The organism is Devosia aquimaris (assembly GCF_020169335.1).
Lineage (GTDB): Bacteria > Pseudomonadota > Alphaproteobacteria > Rhizobiales > Devosiaceae > Devosia > Devosia aquimaris.
This window is the reverse complement of record NZ_JAIEZN010000001.1, coordinates 1,993,297-2,007,639: the sequence shown is the minus strand read 5'-3', so window position 1 is coordinate 2,007,639 and position 14,343 is coordinate 1,993,297. Positions and strand designations below refer to the sequence as shown.

Below are 14,343 nucleotides of genomic sequence, written 5' to 3'. Positions count from 1 at the left end.
GGGAAAAAGGGCCAGAATTCAGAAGCTGAGCAGGTCCACAAAGCGCTTGAGGCGTTCGCCCAGCTTCTTGCGCTGCTTGGGCTTGAGTTCGCCCATCAGGGCTTCCTCAAGCTGGGTCCAGTGATCGGCCAGGCCATTGCGGATGCGCACGCCGCGCTCACTGAGGGCAACACCGTCGGCCAGCTCGGGACCCACGGCCTGGCGGGTGACCAGGCCCCTGTCGATCAGGCGGGAGAGGCGGGTGGTCAAGGCGACCTCGGAGAGGCCCAGCTCGGCGGCCAGTTCCATCTCGGTGGTGCCGGAGCGGCCCAGCTCGAACAGGATGGCGTCATCGCCCGGCTCCAGACCACGCTCGGCCAGGGGCAGGAGCAAGGCGCGATGCGCCAGCTGTCCCGCTTCGATCAGCCGGTAAAGTGTGGAGCGGGATGAGGGTCTGGACATGGGCGGGAAAATAGTCCGAACTCCGGGTGCGCGTCGATCAGGCATCCAGTCTATCGTTAATCGTGGAACGGCCAAGGCCTGTTATTGTTCGGCGATCACAGATGAGTTATGCGTGCATTACATTGATCCAGCGAACAGGACGCCATGACGCAGGACCTCGCACGCATAAGGGCATTCGTCCAAGTCTTTGATTCTGGCGGGTTTTCTGCTGCGGCGCGACAGCATGGACGATCCAAGGCGCTGCTGAGCAAATATGTGACGGACCTGGAAGACTACCTCGGCGTCCGGCTGATGAACCGGACAACGCGCAAGCTGAGCCTGACCGAGGCGGGCGAGGGCTACTACCGCGAGGCCAGCGCGCTGCTGCAGCAGCTGGACGATCTGGACGCCACCATCACTGACCAGACGGCCGAGCCGCGTGGCCTGCTGCGCGTGTCGGCGCCGCGCAATTTTGGCGAGCGCACACTGGCGCCAGCGATCTTCCAATACCTGATCAAGCATCCCAAGGTGGTACTCGATCTGCGTCTGGAGGATCGCTATGTCGACCTCGTCGACGAGGGGATCGATGTGGCGCTGCGCATCTCGACCATGCAGGATTCCTCGCTGATCGCGCGCAAGATTGCCGACATGCATGTGATCGTGGGCGGGTCGCCGGCCCTGCTGGAGCGTACGGGCATGCCCAAGCATCCGGAAGATCTCCGGCACATGCCCTGCATCGTTGACGTGAACCTGCAGGGGCAATCGAACTGGCGTTTCATCGAGGATGGCAAGACCATTTCGGTGCCGGTGAGCGGGCCGGTGCGGGTCAATTCGCCGCTGGCGGCGCGCGAGGCGGCGGTGCTGGGTCTCGGATTTGTCGTAATGCCGTCGTATCTGGCCGACCCAGCGGTGGCCAGCGGCGAGCTGGTGCCCGTGCTGGCCGACTATCTGCCGACCGGGCAGACGCTGCAGGCGGTCTATCCGCACAGGCGTCATCTGGCCGGCAAGGTGCGGGCCTTGATCGACCATCTGGTTGACTGGTTTCAGAAGCATCCAGTCAGCTAACAGCGGGGTTTGGCGTGAATATTCGTGGTCTGGGCACGCGGCTTGCCGGCGCTGGAATGGCTTTGCTTGCCCTGACGCTGCCAACGCTGGCGCACCCTCATATCTTCATCGACGCCAAGGTCACGATCACCTTTGACGATAGCGGCGCGGTGGTGGGGCTCCACCATGACTGGACGTTTGACACGGCGTTCTCGTCCTGGGTGATCCAGGGGCTGGACACCAATGGCGACCGCGAGACGACGCCGGACGAGCTGCAGAGCCTGGCCGACGAGAATGCCGCCGGGCTGGCAGACTACAATTATTACACCTTTGCCGGAGACGTGAATGCGCCGCTGACCTTCGCGCCGGTGGGTGACCAGCGCATGGTCTATGCCGATGGGCACACCACGCTGAGCTATTCGCTGACGACCGAGCAGCCGCATCCGCTGGGCCAGCGCTTCGAGTTGGGCGTCTATGACCCGGAATACTATGTGGCGATCACTTTCGCCGATACGAGCGATGTGACGCTGGTCAATGCGCCGGCGGACTGTGGGGTGGTGCTGGAGCCGCCCAAGGAAATGTCGGAGGATGTGCAGAAGCGGCTCTATGCGCTGGGAGCCGAGGTGACCGAGCTGCCGCCCGACCTGGCGGCGGCGATGCGTGGTACACAGGGCATGATCGTGGTGACCTGCAACGGCGCCCCGGCTGCCGCGCCGGCGACGGCGCTGGACGCGGCAACAAACATGGCGCAGGCCAAGCCCAGCATGCCGTTCGGTGGTCCGCCGGTGGAGCCGGGTCTCAACCTGCCCCGGACAGGCTTTTTCGGCTGGCTGCAGACGCAGCAGCGCGAATTTTACGGCGCGATCACCAAGTCGCTCGATGCGCTGCGGACGGACTGGACGGCGTTCTGGGTGCTGGGCGGGTTGAGTTTTATCTATGGCATATTGCATGCCGCCGGGCCGGGGCATGGCAAGGTGGTGATTTCGTCCTATGTGCTGGCCAATGAGACGCAGCTGCGGCGCGGGGTGATGCTCAGCGTCATTTCGGCGATGATCCAGTCCGGCGTAGCGGTGGTGTTCGTGCTGATCGCGGCGGGGCTGTTGGGCATGACCAGCTATGCCATGGGCGACGCGGCCAACTGGATCGGCATCGTCTCCTATGGACTGGTAGCGCTGCTGGGCCTGTGGCTGATCGTGCGCAAGGTATTTGGCCTGGGGCACAGCCATGGTCCGGCGCCAAAGCCGGACATGGTGCAAACGGCGCGGGCGCATCTGCATGGCGACCACGATCATGACCATCATCACCACGATCATCACGCGCACGGCCATGACCACGATCACCATGACCATGACCATGACCATGACGGGCACACGCATATCGTGACCCCCGAAGCGACCAATGGCAGCTGGCGGGAACAGTTGGGCGTGGTTCTGGCGGTGGGGCTGCGGCCCTGTTCGGGGGCGCTTGTGGTGCTGGTATTCGCGCTGTCGCAGGGGCTGTTGGCGGCCGGTATTGCAGCGGTGTTCCTGATGGGTGCGGGTACGGCCATCACGGTGGCCATCCTGGCGACCTTGGCGGTGACGGCCAAGGGGCTGGCCCGGCGCATCGGCGGCATCGACAATCCGGTGACGGGCGCCATCATGTGGTGGCTGGAGCTGGGCGGGGCTATTGCCGTGCTGGTGTTCGGCGTGCTGCTGGTGATTGCCAGCCTGTGAGTGGATCACCGGGGCCAGCGCGACCCATAGCCGCCTTGATCGTTTGGTTTTAGCCGCTATGGTCGCGCCAGCAGCAATCCACACATACAGGCGCCCATGTCCGCTCACCTGCCTCCCAACCATCCGTCTGTCCTGCCCGAGAAGATCGGGGTGCTGCTGCTCAACCTGGGCACGCCGGACGCGACGGACTATTGGAGCGTGCGCCGCTATCTCAAGGAATTTCTGAGCGACCCGCGCGTGATCGAGACGCCGCGCTGGCTGTGGTGGCCGCTGCTGAACCTGGTAATCCTGTCGGTGCGGCCGCAAAAGAGCGGGCGCACCTATGCCTCTATCTGGGACAAGGAACACAATGCCAGCCCACTCCTGGTGATCACCCGCAAGCAGACTGCGGCGCTGGCCGAGCGCATGGCCGGGCATGACAATGTGATGGTCGATTTCGCCATGCGCTATGGCAATCCCTCGACACAGAGCGTGCTGGAGAAGATGCAGGCGGCCGGCTGCACCAAGATCCTCTTGGTCCCGCTCTATCCGCAGAATTCCGCGACCACGACCGCCACGGCCAATGACAAGGCCTTTGACGTGCTCAAGACCATGCGGCGGCAGCCTGCCGTGCGCACGGTGCCGGCCTATTTCGAGGACCCCAAATATATCGAGACGCTGGGCAACTCGATCCGCGATGGCGTTGCGGCGCTGGACTTCGAGCCCGATGTGGTGCTGACCAGCTATCACGGCATGCCGGTGACCTATCTCGAACGCGGCGACGTCTATCACTGCCAGTGCTACAAGACGACGCGGCTGGTGCGGGAATACCTCGGCTGGCCCAAGGAAAAGATGATGGTGACCTTCCAGAGCCGCTTCGGGCCGACCAAGTGGCTGGAGCCCTATACCGACAAGACGCTGGAAGCGCTGCCGGGGCAGGGCAAGAAGAAGGTGGCGATCCTGGCGCCGGCCTTTGCGGCGGACTGTATCGAGACGCTGGAAGAAATTGCCATGGAGGGCAAGGAGAGCTTCATGCACGCTGGGGGCGAGAAGTTCGCCTATATCCCGTGCCTGAACGACAGCCCGGCCGGCATGGACATGATCGAGGCGATGGTGCGGCGCGAGCTGAGCGGCTGGCTCTGATCTATCGCAAATCGTCTGATGCTGGCCTGCACATGGCCTAGCTCAGCATATTGCCGTCGATGATGGCCTGGACCTCGTCGACGACGATGTCGAGCAGCTGATTGATGACTTCCACCGAGCGGACGGGGTCGGCGGCGACGATGGCGTCGGCAAGGTCGCGGTGGATGGGGAACGAGTCGAGGCCGAAGTTGTCGGCGCCAAAGGGCGAACCGCGGCCGCGTTCGAGGGCGTGGTCGAGGTTGGCCAGGATCTGGCCATACATGGGGTTGCCCGAGGCGTCGTAGATGGCGGCGTGGAACTCGTGGTCGGCCTTGCGCCAGGGGCGGCCGGCATTGACCTCGATCAGCAGGATGTCGCAGAGGCTGGAAATCTGCCGGCGCTGCTTGGGCGTGGCATTGACGGTGGCCTTGCGCACGACGTCGTTTTCAAGCGTTCGACGGATTTCGAGCAGGCGGAGCAGGGCTTCGCCCTCAAGCCGCACCATGGTGGGGACGAGGCCGCGCGAGGTCTGCACGCGGGCCGAAAGATAGGTGCCATCGCCGCGGCGGCGGCGGATGATGCCCAGGCCTTCCCAACGATTGAGCGCCTCGCGGATGGTAGAACGGCCCACGCCCAGGGTCGCGGCCAGCGAGACTTCGGGCGGCAGGCGGTCCCCGATCTTGAGCCCGGACCGCTCCACCATATCGGCAAGGGCATCAAGAACCGCGACCCCGCGCGTGCGGGTTTCCAGCGGTTCCAGATAATCCAGCGCACTGTCCGGTCTCACGCGCCTGTTCCTCCTGGCGGCATTTGTCTGCCCCACACACCACAGTTCGCGTGATTTGTCAGCCTCTGGCTATGAGGCCTGGCGAACAGTCCCCGGCTTGAGGGCCAGAAGTTGCGTCAAAGCCTCAATCAGCAGATCCATCTGCGGCTTGGAGTTGTAACCCTGTACCGACAGGCGGACGATGCAGGTGTCCTGCCATTTGAACACGGGAATTTCGATGTTGTACTTGTCGATGAGGTCGATCTTGAGCTGATCGACATCGCATTCGGGCACGGGCATGGCCACCATCTGGGGTGCGCAGAATTCGGGCGCGCTGAGCGGAGAGAGACCGGTCAGTTCGCCGAGACGCCGGGCGGTGTCCTGCGCGAGAGCATGGCAATGGGCGGCCACCGCGTCCCAGTCATTGTCGCGACGGAAGGCCAGTGCGGCGGGAACCGTGAGCCAGGCCGAGGGGTCGCGCGTGCCCTGCACCTCGATTTCGTCGATGAAGGGCGAGTTGCCAAAGGCGCCCCTGGCGCCCGGCTCCTTGGACTGCGCTGTCCAGCCATGGCTGATGACCAGCGGGTTGAGCAGGGGCTGCACCTCGCGCCGTGCATGCAGGAACGCCGAACCCTTGGGGGCCATCATCCACTTGTGGCAATTGCCGGAATAGAAGTCGGCGCCAAGGGCCTCAAGGTCGAGCTTGATATGGCCCGGGGTGTGGGCGCCGTCGATGACGCTCCAGATGCCGCGCCGCCGGGCTTCGACGATGGACCGCTCGATGGGAAAGAGCAGGGCGGTGGGCGAGGTGATGTGGCTGAGGAACAGCACGCGCGTGCGCTCGGTCATACCGGCGATGATGGCGTCGGTGAACTGGGCTTCGGTCAGCAGCGGCATGGGGACCTTGACGACGACGATCTCGGCACCGGTGCGGCGGGCGACATAGGCCCAGGTCTTTTCGAGCGCCGAATATTCGTGGTCGGTGGTCAGGATCTGGTCGCCCGGCTTGAGATCGAGCGACTGGGCCACGATGTTGAGGCCGAGCGTGGCATTGGTGAGGCCCACCACGTCCTCGGGCGAGGCGCCCAGGTCTGCCGCCATGGCCTCGCGCGCAGTGCGCATGTGCTCGGTGAGCTTGCGGCCGAGGAACTCCACCGGCTGGCCCTCGAGTTCGAGCTGCCACTGCTGGTAGCTGGCAAAGACCGGGCGGGGACAGGCGCCGAACGAGCCGTGATTGAGGAAGACGACATCCTCGCGGAGGAGGAATTGCCGGGCAAGGTTTTCGGACACGTCAGCGGCCTTTCAGGGTCGGATCGAGGGCATCGCGCAGGCCATCGCCAAACAGCGTGGTGGCCAGCACGGTGATGGCAAGCGCGGCGGTGGGGAACACGGCCAGGTGCCAATAGAAGAACATGTAGTCGATACCCTCGTTGATCATCTGCCCCCAGGTGGGCGTGGGCGGCGGCACGCCGATGCCCAGGAAGCTCAGGCTGGCCTCGAGCATCATGGCCAGCGGAATGGCCAGCACGAAGCCGACGATGATGGGGCTGATGGAATTGGGGATCAGATGGCGGCGGATGACATACCAGGGCGAAGCGCCCAGGGCATGGGCAGCGCGCACGAATTCCTTCTCACGGAAGGCTTTGACCTGGGCGCGGACGAGCAGGCACACCTGGACCCAGCCAAATAGCGCGGCAATCAGGATGATGGTGAAGTAGCCGCCGCGGGTAACGGCACCGAGCAGCATGGCCGCCAGCAGGGGCGGCACCACCGAGAAGAGCTCGATGATGCGCATGATGACCCAATCGACCTTGCCGCCATAGTAGCCAGCCAGCGCGCCCAGGGGGATACCGATGACGACGCTGAACAGGGCAGCGGCAAAGCCGATGCTGAGCGAGATGCGGGCGCCATAGACGATGCGGGTGTAGAAATCGCGGCCCAGGCCATCGATGCCGAACCAATGCTGGGCCGATGGAAAGGCAAGGGACTCGGTGAGGAACATCTGTGCTTCAGGCGGCACGGGCGTAATGAACGGGGCAAAGATTGCCATCAGGATCAGCACGGCCAGCACCAGGCCCGCAGCGATGGCGGCCTTGTTGCCCGAAAAGCGCTGCCAGGCAAACCAGAGGGGACTGCGCTGGCGATAGGCCTGCGGCGCGGCCGGGCTGACGGGGGCGATGTCGGGCGTGGTCATTGGCCGCCTCCCACGCGGATCCGGGGATTGATCAAGGCATAGACAATGTCGCTGAGCAGATAGGCGATGCAGTACATGAAGGTGATCATCAGCATCAGCGCCATTTCGAGCGGGTAGTCGCGCGTCTCGATGGAGGAGACGAAATAGGCGCCCAGGCCCGGCACGCGGAACATAGCTTCGACAAAGATCGAGCCGGTGGCGGTGCCGATGAACATGGGCAGAAAGACCGTGACCAGCGGAATGGCCGAATTGCGCAGCACATGCTGGAAGACGATGCGGCGCTCGGTGAGACCCTTGGCGCGCAGCACGGTCACGAAGGGGCGGTTGAGCGTATCGAGCATGGCCGAGCGGGTGTAACGGGCATAGGTGGCCAGCGGGATCAGCGCATAGGCGGCGATGGGCAGAATCCAGCGCTCGGGCTTGCCCCAGCCGCTGGCGGGCAGCCAGTTGAGCCAGACGGCAAAGACCAGGATCAGCAGCATGGAGGTGACAAAGACCGGGATGGTCAGGCCGAGCGTCGCCAGGGTCGAGGCGAGATAGTCGATCCAGGAGTTGCGGTTGAGCGCAGCGGCCATGCCCAGAAGAATGCCGAGCGGGGCGCCGATGAGCACGCCCAGACCGCCCAGCACGAGGCTGGGCACCCAGGCGCGCGAGAGCAGTTGGGTGACGGTCTCGCCGGGGCTCTGATAGGGCACGCCGAAATCGAAATGCAGCACGCCCCACATGTAGCGGAAATACTGGACATAGAGCGGTTGATCGAGGCCGAGATTGGCCATCAGCTTGGCGCGCACGGCCTCGGAAACCGGCATGTCATTGGCATCGAACGGCCCGCCGGGGATCGAGTGCATCATGAAGAAGATGATGAGCGAGACGATGATGAAGGTGGCCGCAACCGAGACCAGGCGACGGAGGATGAAGCTCAGCATGGCGTGTCTCCTGCCGGCATCGGGGCCAATGCCGGCATCAAGGCCAAGTTCGGATGCTGCATGATGATCTCCCTCATGTCGTCACGATCGCTTCGACGCGGTGGTCCGGCGCGATGCTGATGAGCTGCGGGGTGGCATTGGGGGCAAGGCCGGTCTGGACGGTGGTGTAGCGCGGGGTGGCAGCCTCGAGCTCGTCGGCACTCAGGAAGCTGCGGGCTCGGCGGTTGGCCGGGTTGTCAGCCGGAATGGCGTCGAGCAGGGCGCGGGTATAGGGGTGCTGCGGCTCGGAAAAGATCGCCTGGGTGGCTGCCTGTTCGACGACGCGGCCGCGATACATGACCACCACGGTATCGGTGAGCGATTTGACCGTGGACAGGTCGTGGCTGATAAACAGCATGGAGAGGCCCATTTCGGCCTGGAGCTGCTTGAGCAGGCCAATGATCTGCGCCTTGACGGTGACGTCGAGGGCGGACGTAGGCTCGTCGGCGACCAGCACGGTTGGGCCCAGGATCAGGGCGCGGGCGATGGCGACGCGCTGGCGCTGGCCACCGGACAGCTCATGGGAATAGCGGCCGCCGAAATTGCGCGGCAGGCCGACGCGTTCGAGCCAGTCGAGGGCCTTTTCGGTCTGTTCGCGGGCCGTGCCAATGCCATGGATATGCAGCGGCTCGGCGATGATCTGGCTCAGCGTCATCATCGGATCGAGCGCGGAATAGCTGTCCTGGAAGACGATCTGCATGGAGCGGCGGAAGGACTTGAGCTCGGCCGGGCCCATGGTGGAAATGTCGGTGCCATTGACCAAGATCTGGCCACCGGTGGGTTCGGTCAGCCGCATGGCCATCATGCCGGTGGTGGTCTTGCCCGAGCCGGATTCGCCGACAAGGCCGACGATACGATTGCGCGGCACGACGATATCGACCGGACGCACGGCATGGAATTCGCTGTGGTTGGTGAACAGGCCCGCGCGGCGGCCGACGCGATAGACCTTGGACAGGCCGCGCAGCTCAAGCGCCGGGGTAGCGGTCATGTCTTCGTCGGCTGAGGGATCAAAGCCGGTCTTGAGGCTGGCCAGCAGCGTCCTGGTATAGTCGTGCTGCGGGGCATCAAAGATCTGCTGCACGGGTCCCTGTTCCATGACCTCGCCGCCATACATGACCAGCACGCGGTCGACCGTTTCGGCGATGACGCCCAGGTCATGGGTGATCATGATCAGGGCCATGCCGAACTCGGCCTGCACCTTCTTGATGAGCTGGAGAATCTGGGCCTGGATGGTCACGTCGAGCGCAGTGGTGGGCTCGTCGGCGATCAGCACCTTGGGGCGGCAGGACAGGGCCATGGCGATCATGGCGCGCTGCAGCATGCCGCCGGACAATTGATGGGGGTAGTAGCCCAGCACGTCGCGCGCGTTCTTGATCTCGACGCGCAGCAGGAGCTGCTCGGCTTCGGCCAGGGCATCGCGCTTGCTCAGCTGGCGATGGGCCTGAATGGTTTCGACGATCTGGTGGCCGATGGTGAAGACCGGATCGAAGGCCGTCATGGGATCCTGAAAGATCATGGCGGCGGCGCGGCCACGCAGGCGCACCAGGTCTTCCTTATTGGCCTTGAGCACATCAATGCCGTCCAGGCGGATGGCCTTGGCGGAGACGCGGGCAGTGGCGGGCAAGAGGCGCAGCAGGGCGCTGCAGCTGACCGATTTGCCGGAGCCGGACTCGCCGACGATGCCCAGGCTTTCGCCCTCGTTGACCGTGAAGCTGACGCCACGGACTGCGTCGACCCGGCCGCCATACTGGCTGAAACTGACCTTGAGGTCTTCGATCTCGACAAGTGGCATGAACTGGCCCTGTGGTGGGGTGGGCGCTCCCTGGCCTTGGGGTACCAGGGAGCGCTTGGCTCGAGCGGGATTACTGCTTCGTCAGGTGGGTGAAGAAGTAGTGTCCCAGGCGGTCGAGTGAGGTGAAGCCCAGCTTGTTGGGCGTGGAGGCATCGCCACCGAGCGTGTCAGAGATGACGGCAATGGTGATCGGATGCACCAGCGGCACGATCAGGCCCTGGTCGATCATGATCTGCTCGGCCTCGGCATAGAGCTTGTAGCGGGTGTCCCAATCGCTCTCGGAGTCGGCCTTGGCAACCAGGGCATCATACTCGGGGATATGGTAGCCATGGCGGCCGCCATTGTAGAAGATGCCGTAGAAGTTGGACGGATCGAGATAGTCGTATTCATAGGGCGCAATGAAGATGTTGTTCTTCTTGTTGCGCAGGCCATCCATCCAGTCTGCACCGGGCAGGACGCGGATGTTCATGGTGATGCCCAGGACATCCTTGAACTGGGCCTGGAGATACTGCGCCATGGCCGGAATGATGGCGCCGTTGTAGCCGCCTTCTTCACGATACCAGATCTCGATCTCCGGGAAGCCTTCGCCATTGGCGAAGCCAGCATCGGCCATGTACTGCTTGGCCTTCTCCGGATCGAAGACGGCTTCGGCAGCAATGTCGGGATTGTACCCAGGGTAGCCGGGCGGCAGGATGGAACCGGCCGGGATGGCAATGTCCTTGAGGACAGTTGAGGTCAGCTCGGCGCGATTGACGGCGTAGTAGAAGGCACGACGGACATTGACGTCGTTGAAGGGCGCCGAATCCAGATCATAGGAGATGTAGGAGGTGGCAAAGACCGCGTTCTTGCGGATGCCATCGGGATAGCGCTGGGTCGCGACCGGCACCTGGCCGGTGTTGAGGAAGGAATAGTCGGCATCGCCGGCCAGGAAGGCGGGCAGGCCGACTTCAGGCGCGCCCAGGCTGGGATCGACTTCGAGGCGGTCGATCTGGGCCTGCCAGGGACCGGTGTAGGTGTCCGACTTGGTCAGTACGACCGAGTTGTTGGACTTTTCCCAGCTTTCCAGATCGAAGGGACCGGAGGAGACGACGGTGTCGACATTGAGCGCCCAGTCATCGCCAAGCTTGTCGACCACATGCTTGGGCACGGGATACCAGAGGCTGGTGACGGACGGCAGATAGGGCTTGGGGGCGACGGTGGTGACCTCGATGGTGAGGTCGTCAACGGCCTTCAGACCCAGGGTCGAGACATCGGCGGTGCCTTCGGTGACTTCCTTCCAGCCCTTGATGCCGCCGGCAAAATCCCAGTACCAGGCGAAGTCATAGCCGCCGGTGGCAGCGCGCTGCAGGGCAAAGACATAGTCTTCGGCCGTCAGGGGCTCGCCATCGGACCAGACCAGGCCCGGACGCAGCTTGAACGTCCAGGTCAGGCCATCTTCGGACTGGGACCAGCTCTCAGCCGCCATGGGGGTGAGCTCGAACTCCTTGTCGAAGGTGGCGATCGGCACCTGCAGCAGTTCGGCAAAGGTGGCGCGGTCATAGACCGTCTTCATGTAGTCCATATAGGTGCCGGTGGTGGACTGGCCGGGCGCCACGATAGTGGTTTGTGCCAGCGCCGGCATGGTCAACGCTGTTGCGACTGCCAGCGTCCCGACGATCTTGTTGAATAGCTTCATGTTCGACTCCCTCCTTGCAGAGCCAGATATTGGACGTTCCCGCGTCTCACGGCCGCCAGCGGCGACCGGTCGTTCTTGCGCGGCGGTGGCGCCGCGATAGACAGCTGACTTCCCTCGAAATCTGCCCAATGACATATGTCTGACAAATACGTTCCGGGTTGGCAAGGCGCTCCATGGGATAAGTGCACAAATTGTGTGCCTGGGTTGCGAGAGGTTAGAAACTGGGCAGGGGCGGGTGGCGCCGACCCGGCATGAGGCTGCGCGCTGCCGCGGCGATCGCGGCGGCGTCGATGCCGAAATGGGCGTAGAGATCGTTGACGGTTCCGGTCTGGCCGAAGTGCTCGACACCCAGGGTGATGGTGCGGTGGCCGAGCACGCTGCCCAGCCAGCCGAGCGTGGCCGGATGGGCATCGATGGCGGTGACGAGGCCGGCGCCATTAGGCACGTCGGCCAGCAGGTTTTCGATATGGCTGCGAGCGGCGCTGTCGCCATGCAGGCGCGCGCGCTGCGCGCCGTGCCAGCCGGCGTTGAGCCGATCTGCCGAGGTGATGGCGAGAACGGCGACATTGCGCCGGTCGCCTCCGATGGCTGCGGCAGTGGCGATGGCTTCGCTGGCGAGGACACCCTGATAGGCGATGACCACTTCGCATTGCGGCGTGGGCGGATTGAGCCAATAGGCGCCGCGGATGATGCCGTCGGTGAGGGCTGCGTCGGGGGTGCGCGGCGGCTGCTCGATGCTGCGGGTGGATAGGCGCAGATAGACCGAGCCGCCGGTGACGTCGCGCGGCCAGTCGGCGAGGTCCGGACGGGCATCGCCGGAGCGCTGCATATAGTCGAAGGCCCAGTCCATAATGATGGAGAGTTCGTCGGCGAAGGCGGGTTCGAAGCTGGCAAGCCCATCCTGCGACATGCCGATCAGCGGGGAGGCGATGGACTGGTGCGCGCCGCCTTCGCCGGCCAGCGACACGCCCGAGGGCGTGGCGACCAAGAGGAACCGCGCGTCCTGGTAGCAGGCATAGTTGAGCGCATCGAGGCCGCGCGAGATGAAGGGATCATAGAGTGTGCCGATGGGCAGCAGGCGCTCGCCGAACAGGGAATGGCTGAGGCCGGCGGCGCCCAGGGCGAGGAAGAGGTTCATCTCGGCAATGCCGAGTTCGAGATGCTGCCCCTCGGGGGTGAAGCGCCATTTCTGCGCGCTGGGGATGGCTTCCTTCTGGAACACATCGACCATGTCGCGATTGGCATAGAGATTGCGGCGGTTGACCCAGGTGCCCAGATTGGTCGAGACGGTGACGTCGGGCGAGGTGGTGATAATGCGGCGGGCGAGATCGCTGTCGGTCTTGGCGATGGCATCGAGGATCTTGCCGAAGGCAGTCTGGGTCGAGGTGGCGCCGGTGCCGACGAACTGCGGGCCGATGGTGGCGACCGCGGGCGAGGTGAGGCGCCGGCTCTCGGTGGTATTGAAGGGGACGTCGGCCAGGAAGCGCTCGACCTCGGCGGGATTGTCCAGGCCCTCGAACTTGTCCCACTCGTGACCGGGGCGCACGTTCATCGAGTGGCGCAGGCTATCGATCTGCGCCGATGTCATCTGGCCAGCGTGATTGTCCTTGTGGCCGGCCAGCGGCGTGGCCCAGCCCTTGACGGTATAAGCGATGAAGACCGTCGGACGATCGCTGCCGGCGGCCTCGAACTGTTCGAGCAGGGACTGGGTGCAATGGCCACCCAGATTGGCCATGAGTTCGGCCAGCTCGGCATCGCTGCGGCGGGCAAGTAGCGCGCTGACATCGCCCTGATCGCCGATCTCGTCATTGAGGCGCTCGCGCCAGGCGGCGCCGCCGCGGAACATCAGCGCTGAATAGATGGCATTGGGCGCGGCATCGATCCAGGCCTTGAGGCGCTCGCCGCCCGGCTCGGCAAAGGCGGCGCGCTGCAGGGCGCCATATTTGAGGGTGACGATGTTCCAGTCGAAAGCGCGGAAGATAGCCTCGATGCGATCATAGAGGCCTTCGCGCACGACACCGTCCAGGCTCTGGCGATTGTAGTCGATGATCCACCAGGTGTTGCGCAGGCCGTGCTTCCAGCCTTCGAGCAGGCATTCGTAGATATTGCCCTCGTCGAGTTCGGCATCGCCGACGAGCGCAACCATGCGACCCTCGGGGCCGGATTTGTCGGCCCAGGGTTTTGCCCGCACGTAGTCCTGAATGAGGCTGGCAAAGGCGGTGAAGGCGACGCCCAAACCGACCGAGCCGGTGGAGATATCGACGTCGTCACTGTCCTTGGTGCGGCTGGGATAGGACTGGGCGCCGCCAAAGGCGCGGAAGTTCTCGAGCTTGTCGAGGCTCTGCTTGCCGAACAGATATTGGATGGCGTGGAAGACCGGGGCGGCATGCGGCTTGACCGCGACACGATCCTGCGGCCGCAGGACACCGAAATAGAGCGCGGCCATGATGGCCGCCATGGAGGCGGAGCTCGCCTGGTGACCACCGACCTTGACGCCATCGACATTGGGGCGGATGTGGTTGGCGTGGTGGATCATCCAGTTGGACAGCCAGAGCGCCTTGCGCGTCAGCGCCGCTATGGTGGTCGTGCGATCCATGAAGCCCTCCCTCAAGTTGTCTGACATTGCGCCTTGCCAAGCGGTGGTTCTTGCCTATTCTGTGCCAGAAACTGA

Annotated in this window: 11 protein-coding genes; 3 read left to right on the top strand and 8 right to left on the bottom strand. The window is 64.1% G+C overall.

Going from position 1 to position 14,343, the window contains the following annotated elements; genetic code table 11:
• Positions 1-18: 18 nt before the first annotated feature.
• Positions 19-441, bottom strand: a complete 423-nt coding sequence (locus K1177_RS09670; protein WP_224703095.1) for a MarR family winged helix-turn-helix transcriptional regulator — start codon at positions 439-441, stop codon at positions 19-21.
• Positions 442-585: 144 nt separating this feature from the next.
• On the opposite strand from K1177_RS09670, the gene K1177_RS09665 reads away from it, so the two are divergent.
• The 3 genes from K1177_RS09665 (at position 586) to hemH (ending at position 4,301) form a co-directional block, all read left to right on the top strand.
• Entirely contained in the window at positions 586-1,485 is a 900-nt protein-coding gene (locus tag K1177_RS09665; protein ID WP_224703094.1) for a LysR family transcriptional regulator, read from the top strand.
• A gap of 56 nt (positions 1,486-1,541) precedes the next feature.
• Complete coding sequence (locus K1177_RS09660) at positions 1,542-3,179, top strand: HoxN/HupN/NixA family nickel/cobalt transporter (RefSeq protein WP_224703093.1); 1,638 nt, start codon at positions 1,542-1,544, stop codon at positions 3,177-3,179.
• A gap of 96 nt (positions 3,180-3,275) precedes the next feature.
• On the top strand, positions 3,276-4,301 hold the full coding sequence (gene hemH, locus K1177_RS09655) for a ferrochelatase (protein WP_224703092.1): 1,026 nt from the start codon (positions 3,276-3,278) through the stop codon (positions 4,299-4,301).
• A 37-nt stretch (positions 4,302-4,338) separates the two neighbouring features.
• Here the strand turns inward: hemH and K1177_RS09650 are convergent, their stop codons facing one another.
• The 7 genes from K1177_RS09650 to K1177_RS09620 form a co-directional block, all read right to left on the bottom strand.
• On the bottom strand, positions 4,339-5,067 hold the full coding sequence (locus K1177_RS09650) for a FadR/GntR family transcriptional regulator (protein WP_224703091.1): 729 nt from the start codon (positions 5,065-5,067) through the stop codon (positions 4,339-4,341).
• Between the two features lie 69 nt (positions 5,068-5,136).
• Positions 5,137-6,336 carry an aminotransferase class V-fold PLP-dependent enzyme gene (locus tag K1177_RS09645; RefSeq protein WP_224703090.1) on the bottom strand — a complete coding sequence of 400 codons (1,200 nt, stop codon included), beginning with the start codon at positions 6,334-6,336 and terminating at the stop codon, positions 5,137-5,139.
• Position 6,337: 1 nt separating this feature from the next.
• The gene (locus K1177_RS09640) at positions 6,338-7,240 is read right to left on the bottom strand and encodes an ABC transporter permease (RefSeq protein WP_224703089.1); all 903 of its coding nucleotides are present in this window, start codon (positions 7,238-7,240) and stop codon (positions 6,338-6,340) included.
• Positions 7,237-8,166 carry an ABC transporter permease gene (locus K1177_RS09635; RefSeq protein WP_224703088.1) on the bottom strand — a complete coding sequence of 310 codons (930 nt, stop codon included), beginning with the start codon at positions 8,164-8,166 and terminating at the stop codon, positions 7,237-7,239. The genes K1177_RS09640 and K1177_RS09635 overlap by 4 nt, the downstream gene beginning before the upstream one ends.
• A 73-nt stretch (positions 8,167-8,239) precedes the next feature.
• Positions 8,240-9,997, bottom strand: a complete 1,758-nt coding sequence (locus K1177_RS09630; protein ID WP_224703087.1) for an ABC transporter ATP-binding protein — start codon at positions 9,995-9,997, stop codon at positions 8,240-8,242.
• Between the two features lie 70 nt (positions 9,998-10,067).
• Positions 10,068-11,672, bottom strand: a complete 1,605-nt coding sequence (locus K1177_RS09625; RefSeq protein WP_224703086.1) for a peptide ABC transporter substrate-binding protein — start codon at positions 11,670-11,672, stop codon at positions 10,068-10,070.
• Positions 11,673-11,886: 214 nt separating this feature from the next.
• Positions 11,887-14,268 (bottom strand): transketolase, encoded by a 2,382-nt coding sequence (locus K1177_RS09620; protein ID WP_224703085.1) that lies wholly within the window; start codon positions 14,266-14,268, stop codon positions 11,887-11,889.
• Between the last annotated feature and the right edge of the window lie 75 nt (positions 14,269-14,343).